The sequence below is a fragment of the Dellaglioa carnosa genome (assembly GCF_026948345.1).
In the GTDB taxonomy this organism is placed as follows: domain Bacteria; phylum Bacillota; class Bacilli; order Lactobacillales; family Lactobacillaceae; genus Dellaglioa; species Dellaglioa algida.
In genome coordinates, this window is record NZ_JANXLI010000004.1 from 38535 (window position 1) to 60408 (window position 21874).

General features: G+C 35.6%; 20 protein-coding genes and 2 pseudogenes. 4 read left to right on the forward strand and 18 right to left on the reverse strand.

Annotated elements, in window-relative coordinates:
• Positions 1-8 precede the first annotated feature (8 nt).
• The gene (locus tag N0K80_RS05640) at positions 9-1295 is read right to left on the reverse strand and encodes a sensor histidine kinase (RefSeq protein WP_269024071.1); all 1287 of its coding nucleotides are present in this window, start codon (positions 1293-1295) and stop codon (positions 9-11) included.
• A 51-nt stretch (positions 1296-1346) separates the two neighbouring features.
• A complete protein-coding gene (locus tag N0K80_RS05645) occupies positions 1347-1478 on the reverse strand; it encodes a hypothetical protein (RefSeq protein WP_269024072.1) in 132 nt (43 codons plus the stop codon).
• Positions 1479-1830: 352 nt separating this feature from the next.
• Between N0K80_RS05645 and N0K80_RS05650 the strand changes: the two genes are divergently transcribed.
• Positions 1831-2121 (forward strand): bacteriocin immunity protein, encoded by a 291-nt coding sequence (locus tag N0K80_RS05650; protein WP_269024073.1) that lies wholly within the window; start codon positions 1831-1833, stop codon positions 2119-2121.
• A 594-nt stretch (positions 2122-2715) separates the two neighbouring features.
• On the opposite strand, the gene N0K80_RS05655 is transcribed toward N0K80_RS05650, so the two are convergent.
• The 6 genes and pseudogenes from N0K80_RS05655 to N0K80_RS07950 all read right to left on the reverse strand — a co-directional run bounded on the left by N0K80_RS05655 (position 2716) and on the right by N0K80_RS07950 (position 5890).
• The gene (locus N0K80_RS05655) at positions 2716-2988 is read right to left on the reverse strand and encodes a bacteriocin immunity protein (protein ID WP_269024074.1); all 273 of its coding nucleotides are present in this window, start codon (positions 2986-2988) and stop codon (positions 2716-2718) included.
• Between the two features lie 418 nt (positions 2989-3406).
• Entirely contained in the window at positions 3407-4150 is a 744-nt protein-coding gene (locus N0K80_RS05660; protein WP_269008194.1) for a DUF1003 domain-containing protein, read from the reverse strand.
• Between the two features lie 165 nt (positions 4151-4315).
• Positions 4316-4890 (reverse strand): annotated as a pseudogene (locus tag N0K80_RS05665) (transposase); the annotation flags it as partial.
• Between the two features lie 294 nt (positions 4891-5184).
• On the reverse strand, positions 5185-5304 hold the full coding sequence (locus N0K80_RS05670; protein WP_269024075.1) for a putative holin-like toxin: 120 nt from the start codon (positions 5302-5304) through the stop codon (positions 5185-5187).
• A gap of 104 nt (positions 5305-5408) precedes the next feature.
• Positions 5409-5606: a hypothetical protein gene (locus N0K80_RS05675; protein ID WP_269024076.1), complete on the reverse strand. Its 198-nt coding sequence runs from the start codon at positions 5604-5606 to the stop codon at positions 5409-5411.
• A 29-nt stretch (positions 5607-5635) separates the two neighbouring features.
• The gene (locus N0K80_RS07950; protein ID WP_407932691.1) at positions 5636-5890 is read right to left on the reverse strand and encodes a recombinase family protein; all 255 of its coding nucleotides are present in this window, start codon (positions 5888-5890) and stop codon (positions 5636-5638) included.
• 891 nt (positions 5891-6781) lie between these two features.
• On the opposite strand from N0K80_RS07950, the pseudogene N0K80_RS07955 reads away from it, so the two are divergent.
• A pseudogene (locus N0K80_RS07955) lies at positions 6782-6853 on the forward strand (IS3 family transposase); the annotation flags it as partial.
• 219 nt (positions 6854-7072) lie between these two features.
• Here the strand turns inward: N0K80_RS07955 and N0K80_RS05680 are convergent.
• Both N0K80_RS05680 and N0K80_RS05685 read right to left on the reverse strand, forming a co-directional pair.
• Entirely contained in the window at positions 7073-7498 is a 426-nt protein-coding gene (locus tag N0K80_RS05680; protein WP_269024077.1) for a hypothetical protein, read from the reverse strand.
• A 121-nt stretch (positions 7499-7619) separates the two neighbouring features.
• Positions 7620-9170: a WxL domain-containing protein gene (locus N0K80_RS05685; protein ID WP_269024078.1), complete on the reverse strand. Its 1551-nt coding sequence runs from the start codon at positions 9168-9170 to the stop codon at positions 7620-7622.
• Between the two features lie 467 nt (positions 9171-9637).
• Between N0K80_RS05685 and spxB the strand changes: the two genes are divergently transcribed.
• Together spxB and pepF are read left to right on the forward strand one after the other, a co-directional pair.
• A complete protein-coding gene (spxB, locus tag N0K80_RS05690) occupies positions 9638-11389 on the forward strand; it encodes a pyruvate oxidase (protein WP_269024079.1) in 1752 nt (583 codons plus the stop codon).
• Positions 11390-11501: 112 nt separating this feature from the next.
• Positions 11502-13310, forward strand: coding sequence for an oligoendopeptidase F (gene pepF / locus N0K80_RS05695; RefSeq protein ID WP_269024080.1), 1809 nt, complete (start codon positions 11502-11504; stop codon positions 13308-13310).
• 153 nt (positions 13311-13463) lie between these two features.
• On the opposite strand, the gene N0K80_RS05700 is transcribed toward pepF, so the two are convergent.
• The 8 genes from N0K80_RS05700 to N0K80_RS05735 form a co-directional block, all read right to left on the reverse strand.
• Positions 13464-15911 (reverse strand): L-type lectin family protein, encoded by a 2448-nt coding sequence (locus tag N0K80_RS05700; RefSeq protein WP_269024081.1) that lies wholly within the window; start codon positions 15909-15911, stop codon positions 13464-13466.
• Between the two features lie 222 nt (positions 15912-16133).
• The gene (locus N0K80_RS05705; RefSeq protein ID WP_269024082.1) at positions 16134-16736 is read right to left on the reverse strand and encodes a pentapeptide repeat-containing protein; all 603 of its coding nucleotides are present in this window, start codon (positions 16734-16736) and stop codon (positions 16134-16136) included.
• A 93-nt stretch (positions 16737-16829) separates the two neighbouring features.
• Positions 16830-17171 (reverse strand): LPXTG cell wall anchor domain-containing protein, encoded by a 342-nt coding sequence (locus N0K80_RS05710; RefSeq protein WP_269024083.1) that lies wholly within the window; start codon positions 17169-17171, stop codon positions 16830-16832.
• Positions 17172-17258: 87 nt separating this feature from the next.
• Positions 17259-17933 (reverse strand): WxL domain-containing protein, encoded by a 675-nt coding sequence (locus N0K80_RS05715; RefSeq protein ID WP_269024084.1) that lies wholly within the window; start codon positions 17931-17933, stop codon positions 17259-17261.
• A 48-nt stretch (positions 17934-17981) separates the two neighbouring features.
• Positions 17982-18677 (reverse strand): WxL domain-containing protein, encoded by a 696-nt coding sequence (locus tag N0K80_RS05720; protein WP_269024085.1) that lies wholly within the window; start codon positions 18675-18677, stop codon positions 17982-17984.
• A 33-nt stretch (positions 18678-18710) separates the two neighbouring features.
• Entirely contained in the window at positions 18711-19424 is a 714-nt protein-coding gene (locus N0K80_RS05725) for a WxL domain-containing protein (RefSeq protein ID WP_269024086.1), read from the reverse strand.
• Positions 19425-19466: 42 nt separating this feature from the next.
• On the reverse strand, positions 19467-20084 hold the full coding sequence (locus tag N0K80_RS05730; protein WP_269024087.1) for a WxL domain-containing protein: 618 nt from the start codon (positions 20082-20084) through the stop codon (positions 19467-19469).
• A 208-nt stretch (positions 20085-20292) separates the two neighbouring features.
• Positions 20293-21792, reverse strand: coding sequence for a hypothetical protein (locus tag N0K80_RS05735; protein WP_269024088.1), 1500 nt, complete (start codon positions 21790-21792; stop codon positions 20293-20295).
• Positions 21793-21874: the final 82 nt, after the last annotated feature.

Sequence of the window (21874 nt, forward strand, 5' to 3'; positions counted from 1 at the left end):
TACCTCCACTATTTTAATAAAATTAATTGCGCTGAAAAGAAGCCATCTTCTTGTTGATATTGTATAAATATATTAGGATACTTTTGATTAAATTCTTGAATTGTATCTAGTCCAAGCCCTGAATGATTCTTTTTCGTTGATATCCCTCTTTTTTGTAACTTTTCAATTGAAATATTTAGTTTTTTATAAGTATTTTTTATAATAAATTCAATTTGAGAATCATCTTGGTAAACCATTAGATTCAGTGATCTATTATCACACTCACTAGCTGCTTCGATAGCATTATCAAGTAAAATACCTAAGATACGCACACAATCAAATATTGGGATAAGCACATTATAAAGCGGTTTTTGACATTCGAAGTGGCAATTTATATCTAGTTTTTTTGCTTGATGGAGTTTTGCAATTAAGAGACTTTTTATAAAATCATTATGAATATTATAAAGCGCTTTATAATCAAACTCACCCTTATCAAGATACTTATCTGAGTAGCTTTCAAGCATTCCAATTTGTTCAGTCAGCACAACACTATAATCGGATTTTGCAATTTCTTTAAAGCTAAGTAATAAATTCTTATAATCGTGTCTAAACTTAGAAAGCTGTTGTTGCTGTTTTTCTAATGATTCGGTATATTTTTTTAGATTTTCTAATTCTTGTTTTTCTATTTGCGCTTTATATTTTGCCTTTTGCCTAGTCAGAATTTTTAAAAATAGAAAAATAACAAATACTGTTTGAATAATTAAAAAAATCATAATCCCAAAAACAAAGTGATCATAAGCATTATAATAATGAGCGGCATATGATATTAATGAAATCACAAGCAATAAATAGATAAGTAGGCATGCTATCGTTGCAGACCCATATTTTTCAGCTACAGTATGGAATTTATTTTTTTTATAGAAAAAAATAATAACGCTAATAACTATAATTTCTACAAATAGTTGTATAAAAATACCAGTGAGTCCAACTATTCGATTATGCGGGAGTATTTGCACCATTATAGTTGAACTCAAAGTAGTAACACAAAATATGATAAACGTACAAAATAGCAAGTCATTGAATAGTAAATAATCTTTTTCTTTTTTTACTTTTAAAATATAATATCCTGACAAAATTGGAATAACATCTGAAATATCACTATATAACTCTACCAAAAAAGTAATAGGTAAAAAAACCAGTATAAATATTACTCGTTTTCTTACTGTACCTTGCCTATTAATTGAAAAAAATAGTACATAAAACAATAAGTCATCTAATAAAGATCTTAAAATATACGCCTTTGTATCGATTAGCAATAACATCTCTCCCTCGTTAATACAGTATATCAAATTAAGGAGCTGTTATAATTAAACTCTAGTAATGTTTAAACCCAGACCAAAACATTGTGCTACATTTTTGATTGGTTTACCATACTTTGTTTTGTTATATCCACCTACAATTAATTGTAATTGATTGTTTTTAATATTGTTAAATTTCATTATAGATTTCTCTCCTTTTTAATAAAATTAATATACCATATTTTTCACTTGTACAAAGGGCACCTTCCTGAATGGTGAAATCAATAATTTACCCTGTTCAAGAAGAATTATTACCTGGTTCAGGAAGGGCTCGCATACAATTAAATTAGTTCTGTTATGATTCATTTGTACAAAATAATAATAACAAAGGGGCGTTTTAACTATGAGTAATGGTAAAGAATTAATCATGACAGAATTACAAGAAGTTACTGCTGGAATAAATAAATTCTTGCTTTAATTTCAGATACGCTACAATATGTAAATTAACATTGTATCGTATTTTTATTTAGCAAATAAAGTTAGGAGAATATACATGAAATTTATAAAGTGGTTTTCAGGAGGTAACGACCGATCAGAGGAAGCAATAAAAATCATTTCATCCCTGGTAAGTGAGTTAGACGACAGGTCTAATTCGCTGTCACTTGTATTATCTAATTATAAAAAAGAATTAACTGAAAAAAGAACCTCTGTGCCATTTATTTTAAGTAGAATGAATATAGATATTTCAAACGCATTGAAACAAGATAAACTATTGTTAAACACGGAACAATCAAAAAAGTTAAAGCAACTAACCGCGCTATCCAACATTAGATATGGCTATTAATACAATAATAGCGTGCATAGGATTACCATATATAGCAAAAAAATCCACTTCCAGGAATAAAAATTAAAGTACACCCATGAAATCATTATTGAGGAACTTTTAACATTATAATCTATTATTTTATATCCCAGTAATTAGATTTTCATCATTGTAGTGAACCCCCAGTATTGGACCAAAATTCAATACTAGGGGTTATTTTTATGGTTAACAACGGGTATTTTACATATTCGAATTTAAGATTAAGTACGATAAAAATATTTTATTTTCTAGATTCATCACTCAATTACTAATATATTTTCCATTAATAGTATGCCCTACTATTCCTCCGCTAAACTTGTATCAGACATATAAAGAAGAAGCCCTGAGACAACAGGAATCCGTTTAAGACAGTAGCCGGATTTAGTTAAAATCACAAGTACAAGTACAATTTCACTACCATCTAAGTTACTGTCCTTTAGATATATTTTTTGAACTCATTAAACTATTTAAAATAAAAAAGACACCATAATTCGTATAAAACTAGCGTTCCAACAAGTCAAATATCCAGACAAGATTCGAACAACTGGCTTCCCATGTCACTATGTAAAAATCATTCTAACTAAATCCAGACCATGCCTTAGGTGTTTCAACAACTGACAGTAGTTTAACCAAACAATCAGGAATCTCAAAATTATTATCAATTGTAAAGCAAGTAACCGTTGGACGAAATTTTCTTTTATAATCATAAAAGATTCTATTTTGTTTAGCTTCTTCTTGAATAATAGTTAGGAAGACTACTAAATCTTTATCTTTTATAATTTCAGGGTTTTTTAAAGCAATAGATGTGTAAGTTAGTATTGAATTTATTTTTTTATAATCTGCTTTCAATTTAAACTATCCTTTGTTGTTATTTTTATACAAATGAATCATAACAGAACTAATTTAATTGTGTGCGAACCCTTCCTGAACCAGGTAATAATTCTTCTTGAACAGGATAAATTATTGATTTTACTACTCAGGAAGACGTCCCCGTTCTAATAAGTAATAGACACAATCTTTAACCACTTACTTAACAAGTATAACTACATTAATAATTGTTATTTGAGGTCGCTAAAATCATTTTTTTAGATACCGAAAAAGCATAAAATGTTCATCATTATTGTATACAAAAACGATCCAAGTCAGAAAAAATGGCTTATTATAATGAAACCCCCAGTATTGGATCAAAATCCAATACTGGGGGTTTCACTTCATCTTCGGTTTTTTTATCATTCTTGACATAGGAGCCCATGACTTGCCATTTAATTTATACTTTATGACTTTCTTGACTGAGCTCAGTAATTATTTTTGATTGTTCGGTAATGTGTTTCTGAATATCTCCTAGCATTTCTAACTGCATTTTTTGAATCTCCAGAAAGCTGGTATTGTCTTCTTGAAGGAGATGATCGAGTTTTGAATGAACTTCTCGAATTTCATTTTCTGATTTCTGATTAATATGATAATCGTTATTGGCCTGTAAACGATCATATTCAGCGGACCGATTCTGGCTCATCATAATTAAAGGGGCTTGCATAGCTGCCAGCATACTTAAAAATAAGTTAAGTAGAATAAACGGATAGGGATCAAAACCTTTACCAAATAACTGAGTAGTATTGATAATTATCCAAAAAATCATAAAGAAGACAAAAATAATAATAAATGGCCAACTGCCCCCAAATTTGGCTACATTATCGGCAAGTTTTTGGCCAAAAGTTTGTTTTGATTCTAACTTCTGGCTAATATCGATTACCTTGTAAGCATCGGATTTCATTATTTCTGTTAGTCGTTCATTAGATTTTCGATTTCGCTTAACCCCCTTAGAAATGATGGCATTTGCATATTTTAGCCGATAATCGACTAGATGCACGCTACAGATAAGGTCGTGTTCACTTAATTTGGGATAATCTTTTAGAATTAAATTTTGGATAATAGGATTCAGTTCGCAAATCTCCATACCATCTTCGGGTGAAAAAATTTGATCGTCTACTATACATTTCTTTTGACTAGTCATAATTAAAAACTCCTCTTGATTTTCATATAATCGACTAAATGCTCATACCAGATTTAGCATTCTGTCTATTTAAATTCCTAGATTGACCACAATAAAAAATAGACCACTTGTTGTCAATCTGTGGAAGTCCCTTGTAGTAAAACACGGTCTTGTTATAGCTATCTATTATCTTTGGATCAATAAAGTAAGAAACGCTAATACAATCATCTGTAGACTGACATTAAGTTGTCGTTCACAATTTCTCCATAGTCGTCAACATTTATCCAGACAGCTAAATGATTGCTCTATAATCCAACGTTGTGGCAAGACTTCAAACTTATGCAATTCATTGCGCTTAGCCACCTGTACGGTGGCTTTTATATTAATTTTAACATCAGATTCAAAATTACATTCTATGTAACCACCATCAACTAATACGTATGTTACTTGATCTAGATGGTCACTATTAATTGCCAACATAGCACTAGCACCGGCACAATCCGAAACATTGGCAGTTGTTATATGGATTGTCCGCGGTAGTCCATTACTATCTACAGTTAGGTGACGCTTGATTCCCGAAATTTTCTTTTCTACTTCATAACCCTTATATTCTGCCGTATCGGTATTCTTGATACCTTGTGCATCAATTATAATAAAGGTTATTTTCGCTGACCGGGCTTATTTATTTCGGAATTCAGAGACAATTTTTTTAAACAAACTTCAAGAATAGACTCTTCGTCCATTCTTGGCTTGGTCGACCATGGTTATTTTTTGTCCTAATTTACAATGACGACAAAAGGCATTTTCTTTCCTAGATTGACCACTTATTTTCATAAGCATCACCTCTTTTAAGAATAGCCACCATCTTTTCACTTTTCTACTAAATTAGTATATCATATTTTTATCACCTGATTTATTACCACAAATATCTTATTTATGATATACTGTCTGCATGAAAAAGAAGCCCTGCGCTAACAGGACTTCTCACATAGAACCGTTAAAGACGGTGACCATTCTAATTAGTTAAAAAATAACCGTTATCTGGTCAAAGATAATTAGACGGTTATTTTTTTGTCATTTTTTAGCAGTTCTACAATTAGACCAACTAAAGTAATGGTAAATGTACCAAAACCAATAATTGTCTGAATCGTTTCATATGCGGACAAATCAAGCATTTTCCTTCATTAGATATAGTACTTATTTGCATAAGCACCACCCCTCTTCCAGAATAGCCACCGTCTTTTCGCTTTTCTATTTGTTCAGTATGCCATAAAAAAAACTACTCTAAACCACGTTCGATACGCTGCCATTTTTTTACAGATCCAGTAGATACCTGGTATTGATCAGCAGTTTCTTTAATTGAATGTGTTTTCCTAAACGCTAATACATTTAACTCACGTTGCCCCCAAATTTTTTTTGGTCTACCTTCTTTAAAATCAGGATTGTTCAACTTAGCATAATCTTTTCTACTCTGCATCCGTTCAACAATTTAGGCACGTTCAAATTCTACAAATGCCAGAAACATCGTTTTAGTGACTGCCGTGTCAACCGCGGTAAAAAAACCATATTCTTAATACTAACTGTGATACCTCTATTATTTAGTTCATCAATCAATTCAAGGCCTTCTTTTGCATTTCGGGCTAATCGATCCAGTTTCACAACAACAAGTTCATCTCCATTACGCAACTGATTCAAGAGTTTATTCAATGCAGGGCGATTTGTCGTTTTACCCGTAAATTTATCTGAATATATATTAAGCACAACCAACTGGTTTATCTAAGTTTGAAGACCCAGACAATACTATATCCAACCCTTAGACACAAAACTGCTAAATTCATTGACTCTAAAACAAAAAAATCCGTAGAGAAGTTGCTCTCGACGGATTTTTTATATTTTTCAAATAATAGATACTCATTTTATTTATTTTTTAAAATTTTTTGGATAGTTAGTTTTGCTCTCATTTACTCTTGGATTTTACTTTTTTTGTAAGCGAAAAAAGCCAACGATGGTACTACCTAAAAAAATCATTATTAAATAAATCCTACTATTATAAAAATAAGAACTATCCTTAATAAAAAAAGATAGAATTATTAAACCTAAAAAGATTATTCCCATAACGGAAAGCGATTCGTCCATACTTTTTTTGAAATTTTTCATTTTCATGTTCCCCTTAACTTTTTATTGTATACCTGCACGACCTATAAATGTAGGCTAAAAGTAATTGTAGTTAAACCAAATACCATTTTATAAGCTGCATAACCTCCACCAATAGAGAACCCTATCTCTAAGACTGATCTTACATCACTAGCCTTTGTTTCTACTCCAGTATAGTTTCAAAGAAACGAAATTGAATTTGCTCCAACTCCTATTAACATAACGTTTTCAATAACAACATAACATTACCATCTTTTTTAGAATTTAAAAGTATTTAGTCTCTAATTATTAATACCTCTTACTAGTTCCAGTCATACAGTTAATTTTCACATTACCCCGTACATTAAAAGTATAAATATTAAAACTAATTTTATTATCTTCAATGCACCAATCGAAAGTTTCTTTAGCTTGATGAAACAAGAATGTCTAAAATATCAGGTTATTCATGATATTGAAGAGTTCATTCAAGAAGCAAGCAAATACGTCTAATGGTTTAATAATGACCGGATCCCTTGTAAATTAAAAGACATTACTCCAGTAGAATATCGAAATCACGCCTTAATTGCTTAATTAATATTAAACGTCTAACTTTTTTGTTACACTTCAAAATTTCCATACTTATAATGCTTTTTAAATAGATGAAAATAGTAATTCCGCTTACTCCAACCTCTACTACCGTCGCACTCAATTAAATGACTATCGTAATTGAGCTAATAATAATTTTTCATGTACACTTAAATTACAATATTTATCTAAATTATCACAAATAATAACGTTATTTTTATTTAACTATATACTAGTCTTTTCCCCGTTAGTATAAGTGACTTCAACCTTTCCTTTTGTTACTCCCTCAGTTTCCTGCAGGTAAAAATTAGTGTGAAGTCTTCCTATAACCTTATTTTTTGTGATATATTGAAATGAAAATGTATTACTATCCGGTAATGCATCTGGAGGAGAGTCTGGGGGTATCTCATAAGTTAGCGTAACTGTCATATTATTTCCCTCTATCATCCAATTAGGACTTGCCTCATTAAATTTTATCGACTTAATACCAGTAAATGTTTTCTTCAATTCCACTACGGAATTATATTCCGCTTTAATTTGAGCAATTCTATTTTTTTCTTCTACCTTTTTTTCGTGAACCTTATACAAGTTACCACCGATAACAGAAACTGTTATAAACGTCAGTAATATAATCCAGCCTTTTCTTCCCACATGAACGCCTCCAAATTCTTGACTCTGTTATTTGGTTATACATCTAATTTTAACACCCTCAGTTTACCAAAAAACGGCCTCCAAAAGTTAGACTTTTAGAGACCGTTATAAAAATTTAAATTTATTTGGTTGGTGCGTCACTTAAAGACCAATCCATCGTCCCATTGTAACTACCAATCGCAACATCTGAATTTGCGTGCAATAAAATACCTTTGTTATCAGTCCAACCGTCATTTAATTTGTACGTATCACCAACACCTGTTGCCTTTTGACCCGAAGCAATAAAGGTACTGCCGGTACCAATCTTAGTTTCATTCTGTCCATCCACTGTGTAATAAACGTATCCAGATAATTCTTTCCCCGTCTCGCTGTTCGTTAATGGCGATTCTGAAACACTCAAATACCAAGGACTCCCAGATTTACGTGTATCTGTGACCCCAACATTCCAATCACCAGTTCTCTGAACTATTTGTCCTTGTCCATTGATCATCGTTTTAGCAAAGTCACTCCGTGTTGGCATTGTGCTAAACGACAATGTTCCATTACCAACGGAAACGGTTAAGGGTTTGTCAGTTGTCACCGTTTCACCCGCCTTAGTAGCTGTAAAAGGTGTGCTAACTGAAGCACCGCCACTTGCCTGACGTAGGTTCTTCAAAAATTGACTATCGCTAGCTCCGATAACAATTCCCGTACTACTATTATTATCGGCTTTATCTATCGCAGTAATACCAAATCGTTTAATTAAATCAGCCATTACTTGATTATCTGGCATACTTTGGTACCCTTCGATATCAGATGGCGTTAAATTAATTGCCGTTTCCTTTGCCGTAATGGCTAAGTCAGCACCCGAAATAGTTGCTTCCACCGTTCCCGGTTTGTCACCATAGGCATTTGTTTCTGTTGCCGTCATTTTGACATGCACCGGAAGTTTACCGCCCCAGTTCAGACTCCACGTTCCATCAGCTTTAACGGTCGCTTCCTTGGTAGTCCCGTCAACAAAAACACTAATTTTATCACCGGTTTGTGTACCGGTACCAGAAATAATTGGATTTGTAGCCGTTGGATTCCCTGAAATAGTTGGTTTCAGAGTTATTTGGTCCATATCCGTATACGCTTCCTGCGTTAAATAATAATTACTCTTTTTTGATTTAGCATGATAGGTCTGCACTTTATTTCCAATCCAAGCCTTTTTCCCTGCGTTATTAGCCATAGCGACCGTATGTTTACCATCGACCACGGCAGTTGTATCACCCGATATGTTCATCACCGTACCTTTAGACCCGGCTTGAATTGTACCTGACTTACCTCCGGACCCTAATTCAGAATTTGAATCATCCGTGAGCGTATTCCACATATTTGAAAATGCATACCCTGCCGATGCTAGTTCCTGCATTTTGATTGTACCGTTTGAAGTTACAATTAGCTTATCTGTTCTCCCCGTCAAATGACCATCACGCACAAAGTTAGCCTGAATTTTTGTTGTTCCCCATGAAAAAGGCTTCGCACCGGCTGGTCCTTCTGCTAATCTAGGTGCACTTGTAAAAGTATTCGTTATATCTTGCATTGCGTTCGTCGGTTCTGTAAGTACAGCCGCTCGAATGGCCTTAGACGACAATAATACACCTACAAAAGCCGTCAAAAATAGACCCGTTTTCTTAAAAATTTGATTCATGTTAATCATTCCCCCCTGAGTTTGATTGTTATTATGTAAAAAAACTGAAACCTAATATAACTATTCATTAATTTATTATCAATCATTAGATATTACTTAAAATTAATTTATCGGGCATCCTTTAAATGCCATTAACCCGTTTCAATGTACATTATGTACAAGTGTCATCCACGTTTATATTTTACACTAGTTATTCATAATGGCAATCATTTTTAAAAATAATATTTTACCTATTATTTCTCTTGAATATTCATATTTACGCGCCGTTAACGCTTACTTTAAATATAATCAATTTTTTAATGTTTAGTCTTTTTTTTGACAGTATTTTACTATCAAATTATGGCCATCAAGTCATTATTAAAATAATTCGCATCTTCAAAACGTTTTATTTGTAAACGGTGTCATATAATGCAATAATGTGTTGTGTAAGATATGTTACTATCTAATTGAAAGCGGGGATTTAAATTATGTCAGAAAAAATCAAAGCATCTATTGCTATGTTAAAAGTATTACAAGATTGGAAAGTTGAAAATGTTTATGGGTTACCCGGTGGGTCATTCAATACAACAATGCGAGCTCTCGAATCAGAAAAAGAAAATATCAATTATATCCAAGTTCGCCACGAAGAAGTTGGCGCATTGGCCGCTGCTGCAGAAGCAAAATTAACAGGTAAAGTTGGGGTTGTTTTCGGTTCAGCTGGTCCTGGTGCAACGCATTTATTTAACGGTTTATACGATGCACAACAAGATCACGTCCCCGTTCTTGCTTTAATTGGCCAAGTTGCTTCAAGCGCAATGAACATGGATTCATTCCAAGAAATGAATGAAAACCCAATGTTTGCTGACGTTTCTGTTTATAACAGAACGGTTATGACACCTGAAAGTTTACCTCGTGTTATCGACCAAGCAATTAGAACGGCATATCAATACAAAGGTGTTGCCGTTGTAACAATTCCAAATGACTACGGTTGGATGGATATCGACATGGATAGTTATTACGCATCAGGTCACAACTACTCAAGTCCAATTCTTCCGGAACCAGACGATTCAAAAATTAAAGACGCTTTAGCACTTATTAAAGAAGCAAAACGCCCTGTTTTATTTGCCGGTATTGGTACAAAAGGCGCTACTGATGAAGTTATCGCTTTTTCTGAACATTTTAAAATGCCAGTTATCATCACAGCTATCAATAAGGGCACAGTTCCTGATAGTTACCGTGCAAACTTAGGTTCAACATACCGTGTTGCAACAAAACCAGCTGATGAAGCAATTGAAGCTGCTGATCTTGTTGTTTTCGCAGGTGCTGATTTACCTTTCGCACAAACTAAAAAAATCTTGAAACCAAATATGAAATTCATTCAAATTGATATCGACGCATCAAAAATTGGTAAACGTCATGCAGTTGATGTGGCCTTGCTCAGTGATGCTAAAAAAACATTAGCTCGTTTTGTTGAATTAGATGGTGCTCCAGTTGAAAGTCGTCCATTCTTCGACGCAACAATTGAAGATATGGCTAACTGGCGTGAATACCTCAAGAAATTTGAGGACAAAACGACAACACCTCTTCAACCAGCTGCTGTCTTTAAAGAAATTAACAAACATGCAACTGGCGATGATATTTTCGCAATCGATGTTGGTAATGTTACAATGAATAGCTTGCGTTACTTGGATATGAATCCTAAACAAAAATTCACAACATCTGCTCTATTCGCTACAATGGGCTATGGTATGGGTGCAGCAATTGCTGCTAAATCAGCATTCCCAGACCGTCAAGTCTTTAACCTTGTTGGTGATGGCGCCTTTGCTATGGTTGTTCAAGACTTATTAACACAAGTTAAATACAAACAACATGTTATCAACGTTGTTTTCTCTAACCAACATTTTGGTTTCATTCAAGATGAACAAGAAGATGAAGGTCAACCATTCTACGGTATCGATTTCAACGATGCTGATTGGGCTCAAGTCGGAAACGCAATGGGTGCCGTTGGTATTCCAGTTTCTACTCATGATGAATTGGTTGCCGCATTTGAAAAAGCTGAATCTATAGAAGGTCCTGTTGTTATTGATGTTAAAATCACTGACGAACGTGCCATCCCTGTTGAAGATTTAGCCGTAGATCCAAAACGTTTCTCAGCTGAAGAAATCGCTGCTTTCCGTAAACGCTACGAAGCGGAAGACTTACTTGTCTTAGACGATTTAATTGAGAAATACTCAAAATAACGCCCTCACGAATGATTAAGAACTTATCTGTTTAGATAAGTTCTTTTTTTGTCCATTGATCTCCAGATAATGATACAATACTAGGCATACAAACCCTTAGGAGGTTACGATTATGACAAATACACACCAACTAGTTAACCGTAAAGATGTTCCCGAAGCATTAACTTGGGATTTAACTGCCATTTATCCAAATGATATCGCATTCCAAACGGATATCGATTTAGTTCGCGATTTGGTTCAGGCATTTGATACTGCTTATCACGGCCATTTAGATAAATTAGTCTCAATTCATGATGCATTCAGTGCGCTAGAGGACATATACATGCGTCTCTCTCATATTGAACATTATGCATTCTTGCAACAAGCCGTTGATATTACTGACGCAACAGCCAACCAATTAATGCGCGAATTTGAAGCATTATCTGCTGAAATTTCCACAAAATTGGTTTTCTTCGATATTGAATTGCTGGCATTACCAGTTGAGCGTTTAGACGAAGTCGTAGTCGCTAATCCAAAATTAAAAGCTTATATTCGCCAATTAAAAAAACAACAAGAATACCAATTAAGTCCCGAAGTTGAGCAAGTCCTAGCAACTTTCCAGCCCAATTTTTCGGCACCAGAATCTGTTTACGGGCAAACGCGTGCGGCTGATATGGACTTTGACGATTTTGAAGTTAATGGGGTCACTTATCCCATGTCCTTTGTTTTGTACGAAAATACTTACCAATATAATTCAGATCCGGCCGTTCGTCATGCCGCATTTAAAAGTTTTTCTACAACGTTGGCACATTATAAACATACGATTGCCGCGAACTACTACAATCAGGTCTCAATGGAGAAACGGATTGCCACATTACGCGGTTATGATTCCGTATTTGATTATTTATTAGCGGAACAAGAAGTTGACCGTACCCTATTCAACCGTCAAATCGATACCATCATGACTAAATTAGCACCCGTTATGCAAAAATATGCCGCACATATTAAGGAAGTTCGTGGCTTAGATAAAATGACATTTGCCGATTTACAAATTGATTTAGATCCTGAATTCGCGCCTAAAGTCTCAATCGAAGACGCCAAAAAATATGTTAATGACGCCGTAGCCCCACTTGGTTCTGACTATCAAGCAATGGTTGCCCGTTCATTCCCAGAACGTTGGATTGATTTCCCACAGAATATTGGTAAAGAAACGGGTGGTTTTGAAACAACCCCTTACGGCAAACATCCCTACATTCTGATGTCTTGGACAGACGAGTTAGCCGACGTTTATACTTTAATTCATGAACTTGGCCATGCAGGACAAGCTATTTTGACGCAAGATAACCAATCTATTCTCGGGAGCGAGCCTTCTACTTACTTGGTTGAGGCACCTTCTACTTTTAATGAATTATTACTAACCACTTCAATCGAGAACCAATCAACAGAACCACGTTTACAACGTTTCGCTTATTCAAAAATGTTAACGAATACTTATTTCCATAACTTCGTCACGCATTTACTTGAAGCAGCTTACCAACGTGAGGTTTACCAGTTGATTGATGCCGGACAAGGTTTTGATGGCGATCAATTAAGTGAAATCAAACGTAACGTACTCGAACGTTTCTGGGGCCCTGACGTTGAAATTAACGACGGCGCCGAATTAACTTGGATGCGCCAATCTCATTACTACATGGGACTTTACTCTTACACGTATTCAGCTGGACTCGCTATTTCAACACAAGCGCATTTAAATCTACTGAAAGATCCAGAAGTCGCAACCGAATCTTGGCTGGCTTTCTTGAAACTTGGTGGTGAATTACCTCCAATTGAAGCTGCCAAAGTTGCCGGTGTTGATATCACAACCGATGAACCATTGAATCAAACCATTCAGTTCTTAGACAAAACGGTTAATAAAATAATTGCCTTAAGTCAAACGATTTAAGCCACAAATACCACTACTGTATACGATTTTATATTAGTAATAAGTTAAGCACAGCAGAGAGTTACGTTAGAAATCTAACTAAAATGATCAATAAGTATAATTAACCAAATAAATAGACCACTAAACCGAAAACGTTTAGTGGTCTATTTATTTTTACTTACTTGGTGTATTAGTTAATATCCAGCTCACTGTAGCCGTGTATGAGTCTTTATGGATTTGACTTGGGTCAGCTTTAATTAAAACTCCCGCATCTTTATCCCATGGTACTTTTGTCGGCGTCAACTTAGATGATCCCGATAAAATTTTAAGACTAGTTTGATTTAGTACTTGTGCGTTATCGCCAGCCGTTGCGCGATAAATAACGGCACCTTTAATAGTGTTACTTCCTGAAGTTAAATCAGTTGCCGAAACTGATAAATCCCAAGTACCCGGTAATGAAGTTTCTAAATCAACAGAAAAATCAGTTTTCCGCGATAAAATCGTTGCCTTATCAGGGATATTAGTCGATCCAAAATCTAAACTACCGGCAGTCGTAAGACCTAACTTGCCTGGAACCATGACCGTGATTGTTTGTGTATCAGACTTATTATCATCTGAATCCACCGCATAAACAGTTATGACATGTTTGCCCACTGATAAATCATCCGGTAATTTGTAAGCACCAGAATGTAATTCATTAGCTTTAGGATTATCAAATGTGTCCATCAGGACTGGTGTCCCCGATCCATCTTGATAGTACATTTTAATTTTCGCACTATCGTCAGTCACATGATAACTTAAAGAATATGGCGCGTTAACTGTTTTACCACTATCATCCAAAGTTAAAGTTGGTTTATTAGCACCCACGATAATGTTGGCCGCGTATGATTTAGTTTGATTGCCAAATTGATCAGTTGCCATCACCGTATAAGGATTTTTACCAAGTTTTAATTGGTCACTTGGTACATTAACACTGAATTTTCCGTCAGTTCCAACATTAGCTTGTACTGAATAGTTATCATTAACTTTAATTGCTGCAGTTGTTGTCCCCGCTGGGAAAATACCACCAAGACTTGATACGACTGTCCCAGCAATAGTTGCTCCGCTGCCTGCCTTAACGGTAATGTCATTAATACCCGTTAAAGTTAATGTCCGTATCCCACCAATTGTGAAACTTGCCGCATTTGATTGAACAACGGCATTTGAACCAGTGAATTCACTTTCACCACTGTTTACATTTGTATCTTTTGTCTCTTTATTAGCAGTTCCCATCAACGTGATTTTAGCGTTTGAATATTTGCCTGATGACAAGTTATTCTTAAGTAACTTGGTAATTTCACCATTAGAGGTATTCATTAAATTAATTGTTTCTGAATCAGTGCCAGTACCCGAATAAGTGATTGTTCCCGACTTCAAAGTCACATCATTTGGTATTTTTAAACTAGCATTAATATTCTTCCATTCTTGTTTACCATCTGAATAATTTAAATCAGTTACAAAGCTTAATGAATCATCAGATTGAACTAACCCCTTATTAGTGACATCTTTATTTTTTTGAGTAATATCTATTACTTTTTGAGTAGCACTCGCATTAACTAACCCTGGTACTTGTTCAAACATAACCAAGTTAGTTTCGTAGCTGCCACCAGTTGACCCCGTAAAACCCCAACGAATTGAACCATTTGAATTGAATTTAGATTTATCAATTGAAACAGTTGCAGTTTTACCAGGTAACATCACATTATTTTGTGGATTTTTATCATCAATCGTATACGTCATTAATCCCTCAACACTTGATTTCGACACATACTTTAACGTTACATGGTGCCATTGACCATTAGATAACGGTACGCCTTTCCCGTAATCAATAAATCCAGAATGTTTTTGAGAATAAAAATAATTAGTTACCAGCGGTATTAATGAACCCCCTACATTTCGTACATAAGTTCCGGTGTCAGCAGGGTAACCACTAGCCAAATGGTTATTTCCATCTAAATCTGTATCAAAATTATTATTAGCATTCCGACCATCATTGGTATGAGTATCAAACTCAAGCGCCCAACTATTTTGAACGCTCGTCTTAACTAAATCTTCAGCTTTATTATATCCTGAGGTTTTCCCAATAAGAATATTTCCAGTAGTTAGTGTCTCATCATTAGCCCAAACACCGAGTGTTTCACCGCTCCCTGTTGAAATTGCAGCATTCCCTTTAGGATCATTCTGTAAAACCAAGGCCATACCATCTCCGGCGGCGGCATACCCATTTCCGAGATATACCCACATTGAAGCTGTCTCGTTTTTATTAATATCAAATGTGTTACCATCCGTTGACCAGACAGCTGCCTTTTGATTTTTATCATCCGTGATTGTTACAACCGATTTCGTAGCCGCATTCGGATCTGTTGTGATAACATTATTTGGCGTTAAATTAACTGTTTTACTTGCCGAAGAAACACCCGTCCCGGTACCCGTTTGAAAAATTCCATTCAAAGTAATACCATGTGGTGCTGCCTTAATTGCATTAGGGTAATCCGTTACAGCGGAAACACCCGAAATACTAGCAAAAAAAGTAACAACCAAAGTAAACATAACTACCTTTAATTTTCCCTGTTTAATCCCCATACTTCACACCCCATTCTACCTAATCGATAAATATAGTATACGCTCAAATATAATTAAAAAACGTCAGTATTTTACCGTCTACCCTCATAAATTGACTGAATTGTGGATATGCAAAAGGGCTGACTTTATAATCTCCTTTAAATGTCCATATACGGCCTTTTCCGTCCCGATAAAAATAAAAGCGAACTTACAATATTGTAAGTTCGCTTTTATTTAGTAAGTTTATTTTAATTTAATTCCTAATAAAGTGACCAAAATGGTTGCTTGGTAAGCATTAATTGATAATCCACGAACTAATCTAGGATCTAAAATAACTGTCTCAAACTCACTCTGTGAGAAATCAACGAACTTCATATTCGTTTCTATAAAATCACAACCCTCAAGGTTACTTTCAGGAAACGTTAGTTTTTTCTTAATTTCTACGGCCTGAAAACTGGCTTCCTTTAGATCACAGCGTATGAATTCAACGTCTTGAAAATGGGTCACGCTAAAGTTTGAGTAACTCAACTGACAATCCCTAATCGTCATTTCTTTAAAAACTGTTCGATTTGAAAAATCACAACCCATCATTCGACAGCTTTTAATCTCACTTCTAAAAAAATAACTTTCATTAAATGCGGCATTTAAAAATTCACAATGATCAATAACGGTATCCAACCATTCACTGCGCACGAAATCAGTCTGCATAAATACACAATGATCAAAAGTAACCGAGTCCACTTTTACCGGTTCAAACGAAGTCTCAATCGTACAGTTACGATAAGTCGATCCATATGTAATTGTATCGAATGAGATGGTTTGTCCTTCTATTACCTGATTATCCAAACGCAATCAACTCCTATTTATTTCATTCAACTAGTTTACCATATCTATAATTAAACAAAAAAATAAACCAGAATATTCTGGTTTATTTTTAATTTAATTATTATTTTCTTCTTTTTTATCCCTGCGAATGTAGAACAATAATAACGTTCCTAACAGAATGATAAGTCCCACTAAAAATGCGGTAATCGACTTTTCTTCATTTGTTTGTGGTAAGATACCGCCCACAACTGAAGTGCCGACGCCTTTATTAGGTGTATTATCATTATGTTTTCGGTCAGGCACATTGGTTGGCTTTTCGACCGATTTATTCTCTTTAAATCCAATTGTTATATTCGTGGAACCAGCCTCAGTTACTGTTGCATTAACTGGTCGGCTAATATTTAACGTAATAAATCCTAAAAACAAGATAACAATAAGTAATACCCTTTTTTTCATAAAATTGACCTCCCCAATACAGCATCGCTTCTTATAAAAAAACATTACACAGTGATTAACACTATATAATGTTTTTTAGTTTAATTATTAAGCAGGTACGTCTGAAAGTGTCCAGTTCATTGTTGTTGAGTAAGCTTTCGCTTTAGCAACACCAGCAGGAACAACTAATTTAATCTTGCCAGCAGCAAGATTATCAACCGTTACACCACTACCTGTACCTTTAACAGCATTAAGCGCAACTGACGCGGTTGTTGCATCAGTAACAGCATTTGAAACAGCCGTTACTGTTGATGGATTAGCTTCGGCAACTTTCACATCATCTGATTTATCGATTGAAAGTACCGCACCGGTAAGAACGTCTGAACCACTCTTGAATTGATCAGCTTGGATTGAAAGTGCCCATCCAGCATCAGTTCCACGAACATCCCCAACTTCAAGACTAACTTTGTCAGAAGACTTAACAGTTAATGTTTTCGTAGGAATTGCAAGATTTGAACCAAAGTTTACATCTTTTGTAGCGTAAACAATTGCCAAATTACCGTTATTACCAGTATTACCGTTATCACCAGGATCTGTTGGTTTTGTTGGATCTGTTGGATCAACGGGAGGAATAACTTGTCCTTCGTCGCCGGCTTTAAATGAAACGGCAGCATTCGTGCTAGCGCCTTTTTCTAAAGTTGCAGCATTTGCGTTACTTGAAACCGCTAAACCTGCTCCTAAAACTGTTGCTGCTAATAGAGTACTTGTTAATATTTTTTTCATAATTTAATTCCCCCAATTAATAGTTAATACCGTGTAACCTAATTATTATTATGCTATTGGTGCAGTCGCAAGACTCCAAGTTAATGTTGAAGCATAAGCAACGTCAGCCTTAGCAATACCAGCAGGGATTGTTAACGTTACACCATCTTTAGCGATTGTATTAACGTTAATACCAGAACCAGTGTCTTTTACGGCTTTAAGAACTACCGCACCAGTTGTTGTATCAGCAAGTGCTGCAGTCGTTGCTGCAACAGAAGTACCACCATTAGCAACAACGTTTTTACCAGCCGCCAATCCAATTTGTGCGCCAGTAAGAGTGTTCGTTTTACCATCTGTTAATTGATCAGATTTAACTGATAAATCCCATCCGGCATTTGTTCCACGAACATCCGCAACTTCGACGACAACATCTTTATCAGCTTTTAAATTAACCGTACCTGCCGTAATAACGTTATCGTTACCGAAGCTTATAGCTTTTGTAGCAAGGATGATAGAAAGATTACCAGTATTACCAGTACCTGGGTAATCAGGATCCGTCGGATCAATTGGATCAACCGGTTTTGTTGGGTCTGTTGGGTCAACCGGTGGAACAATCTGGCCTTCATCCCCGGCTTTAAACTGTACACCAGTTGTAGTTGATGCTGGATCAGGCGTTTTATCGGCAGCCTTCACGTTAGATGAAACTACCAAACCTGCTCCTAAAATTGTTGCTGAAAGTAATGCACTTGTTAATATTTTTTTCATAATTAAATTCCCCCGATTTTTTATCTATTAAAATTAAGCGCCTGGCGTGTCTGAAAGACTCCAGTTTAACGTTGTTGTGTAAGTATCAGCTTGAGCTGATCCGGCTGGGATTGTTAAAGTCATCTTATCAGCACGAATCTTATCAGCATTTAAACCAGCACCAGTAGTAGGTGCGGCAGACAATACGGTACCACCGGCACCAATTGCATTCTTAACTTCAGCGGCAACTGCTGCTGTACCTGTTGCGCCACCAGCCAACACGTTATCACCTTTACCTAAAGTTAAAGTTGCACCTGCTAAATCACCAGATTTTGCACTCGTGAATTGGTTTGAGCTAACAGAAAGTGTCCAACCGGCTGATGTTCCACGAACATCCCCAACTTGAAGTGAGATGAAGTTACTACCTTTAAGGTCTTGAGACTTTGCAGAAACGGGAACCGTTTGGCTAACAGCATAATTGCCATCTTTAGTTTCATCTAAACCAAAGTTAACTGCTTTTGTAGCGTAAACAATTGCCAATGGACCTTTGTCTCCTGTTTCACCACCGCCACCATCACCAGGATCTGTTGGATCAACGGGGTTCGTTGGATCAACGGGATCTGTACCTTCACCGGGTACAAACGTTACTGAACCGTTAGTTGATGCTTTACTTGTTTCTGTTCCAGCAGCACTTGCGCTACCTGAAACTGCTAAGCCTGCCCCCAAAACTGTTGCTGCTAATAATGTACTTGTTAGAATTTTTTTCATAGTTGCTATTCCCCCGAATGTTTGTTTATTAATTTTATATGATTAAGCTACTGGGCTATCTGTTAACGTCCAGTTAAGTGTTGTTGAGTATTTAGCAGCATGTGCCGAACCACCAATAACGCCTAAATTAATGCCAGCTTGTGCATAATTAGTTTTGATTTCACCAGTACCACTCTTGGCTGGTGCCATAATTTCTGCACCACCGTCTAAAACATTAGCCGTAGCTGTAGCTGTTATGCCCGCAACTGCATCTGAACTACCGTCAACTGATGAAGCTGTACCGGCAGGAAGTGAAATTGTAGCACCCTTTAATTCTGTAGGTTCTTTTTCATCACTCATTAATTTTGTTCCACTAACGTTAACTTTCCAACCAACGAATGTTCCACGAAGATCATTAACAGTTACATCAACGTCTGTATTTGAGTTAAGCGTATCTGCCTTTGCAGAAATTGGTTTTGAACCAAAATCAATTGCACCTGTAGCACTCTTAAGTGACAAAGGACCAGAACCAGGATTTGTTGGATCTTCACCGGCTGTAAATGTTGCTGAAGCAGTTGTATCTTTTGATGTATTTGTATCAGCAGCTGACACGCTGTTCATTGCCCCAAGACCTAAAACCGCTCCACTGATTAATGCTGTTGTTAATAATGTCTTTTTCATAATTGTTACCCCCAAGTTTTTTTGTATACGCCTATTATAGTAAATATATAATCTAAAAACGGTCAATATTTTACGGTTGAACGTATATTTTTGATAATATTCATATATAGTGATCTTCTTTGTTCATCTCTTATAACAATTACTATAATATCAAATTTTTATCATTTAAAACGACCAACATTTGCGCGTTGAGTGTAAGTTTTTGACACTATTTCACTGGGACTGTTGACAGTGTCCACTCTAATTTAGCACTGTACGCTTGCGCCCTTATCTTGGATGGTCTTGCCTTCAGCAGTACTCCCGTCCCCTCTGCATCAAAGGTTTGATTCTTATCATCGTCAACCCCATCACCCGATAAAACAGTGATTCCATTTATATTATCAATCGGTTGCTCTACGCCGTCTGCCTGACTTTTAAAGACGAAAGCATTCGGATCATCCGTGAACCCTGTCGATTTAACATTTAATTGCCAGTGACCAACATTTACGGCGGAAAGTTGGATATTTAATTTATTAACAGGATTAAACAAGGTTGTCTTAGCCGGAATCTTAATGGCATCCCCATAATTCAAATCGCTAATATCGACAATATTAAATGAATTAGTTGGTTTTTTTACTTGTAGCGTAAATTTTTTTGTAACTTTATTTAACTGGTCATCTGTAGTCGTTATATCCACCTGATGTTTCCCATCACTCAACCCTGTCAACGTGAAGTTATCTGTGTGCTCGCTACCCGGAGTCGTGCTATTATCAAAATCCCCAACATCTCCGGAATCTACTTTGCCATTGTGTGTATCTACATAAGTTGTTTTTAAATTTTTAGCATACTTGCTACTCACGCCATAATTGACCTTAAAGTTACTTGATGCAACATCAATCGTTGGATTATCATTTGTTTCTGTGTAAGGAATATCAGGAAGGTTCAAAGTGGGTATCTCAATCTTAACTTTAATTACTTCCACAGCCTCATCACTAATACTGCCGTTTTTCTTGTATACGGTCGCGTGCAGTGTATTTACACCCACAGCCAAGTCAGAGTTCTTGATATCAATGTGATATGGCATAAATGTCGATTCTGGATCATACGGTTCCGGGTGAAATTCCGGATACTCGTGCACCGTTGATTTAGCTTTAACGGTTTTCGTGGAATCTGATTCATTTACCATATCCACTTTAATGAAATAATCTGCCGTATTTAATGGCGGGATATAATCGCCCGATCCAGGCGTTCCAGAACCACCAATGCTACCCTCATTTGGATAGAGATCATCAGTTATAAATCCTTCAATTCGAGACGTTTTAGAAAAGAAACTATCATCCTTTAATGTCGGATTAAGAATAGAATTAGCGGTTCCATAAAATAGAATCATTAAATTTGATTTAATTGTATCCGATGATTTTATAACTGATTTATTTTCTTCTGACACCGTTTCTTTTACACTACCTTCTTTTTGGCTTGTATCTTTTTCGGGCGACGTATTCGATGAATCAGAAGTTATTTCTTCTGATTTTCCATCATTCTTTTCATTAATTTGCTCAGAACTACTATCATCCGACTTAAATTCGCTTGGTACCGTTGTAGCCCCTAACAGTCGATTAAGTCCTAATTCAGAACCAATTTGCTGATGTTCATTTGCTGAAATGTCTAACCCTGATGTCAGTACCCACACCAGAGAGATTACCAAAAAAATTTTACTTTTCTGTTTCATTATGACCATGTCGCCCTCCTTTTCGTTTTATCGTAAACCTCATTAACTAAATATACCAGTTATATAGATTAAAAACGGTCAA

Excerpts from the sequence above, each read along its gene's own strand:
- N0K80_RS05650 (WP_269024073.1), top strand. The coding sequence starts at position 1,831 with ATGAAATTTATAAAGTGGTTTTCAGGAGGTAACGACCGATCAGAGGAA.
- N0K80_RS05685 (WP_269024078.1), bottom strand. The coding sequence starts at position 9,170 with ATGAATCAAATTTTTAAGAAAACGGGTCTATTTTTGACGGCTTTTGTA.
- N0K80_RS05715 (WP_269024084.1), bottom strand. The coding sequence starts at position 17,933 with ATGAAAAAAATATTAACAAGTACTCTATTAGCAGCAACAGTTTTAGGA.
- N0K80_RS05645 (WP_269024072.1), bottom strand. The coding sequence starts at position 1,478 with ATGAAATTTAACAATATTAAAAACAATCAATTACAATTAATTGTAGGT.
- N0K80_RS05700 (WP_269024081.1), bottom strand. The coding sequence starts at position 15,911 with ATGGGGATTAAACAGGGAAAATTAAAGGTAGTTATGTTTACTTTGGTT.
- N0K80_RS05730 (WP_269024087.1), bottom strand. The coding sequence starts at position 20,084 with ATGAAAAAGACATTATTAACAACAGCATTAATCAGTGGAGCGGTTTTA.
- N0K80_RS05670 (WP_269024075.1), bottom strand. The coding sequence starts at position 5,304 with ATGCTTGATTTGTCCGCATATGAAACGATTCAGACAATTATTGGTTTT.
- spxB (WP_269024079.1), top strand. The coding sequence starts at position 9,638 with ATGTCAGAAAAAATCAAAGCATCTATTGCTATGTTAAAAGTATTACAA.
- N0K80_RS05725 (WP_269024086.1), bottom strand. The coding sequence starts at position 19,424 with ATGAAAAAAATTCTAACAAGTACATTATTAGCAGCAACAGTTTTGGGG.
- N0K80_RS05735 (WP_269024088.1), bottom strand. The coding sequence starts at position 21,792 with ATGAAACAGAAAAGTAAAATTTTTTTGGTAATCTCTCTGGTGTGGGTA.
- N0K80_RS05660 (WP_269008194.1), bottom strand. The coding sequence starts at position 4,150 with ATGACTAGTCAAAAGAAATGTATAGTAGACGATCAAATTTTTTCACCC.
- pepF (WP_269024080.1), top strand. The coding sequence starts at position 11,502 with ATGACAAATACACACCAACTAGTTAACCGTAAAGATGTTCCCGAAGCA.
- N0K80_RS05675 (WP_269024076.1), bottom strand. The coding sequence starts at position 5,606 with ATGCAGAGTAGAAAAGATTATGCTAAGTTGAACAATCCTGATTTTAAA.
- N0K80_RS05710 (WP_269024083.1), bottom strand. The coding sequence starts at position 17,171 with ATGAAAAAAAGGGTATTACTTATTGTTATCTTGTTTTTAGGATTTATT.
- N0K80_RS05720 (WP_269024085.1), bottom strand. The coding sequence starts at position 18,677 with ATGAAAAAAATATTAACAAGTGCATTACTTTCAGCAACAATTTTAGGA.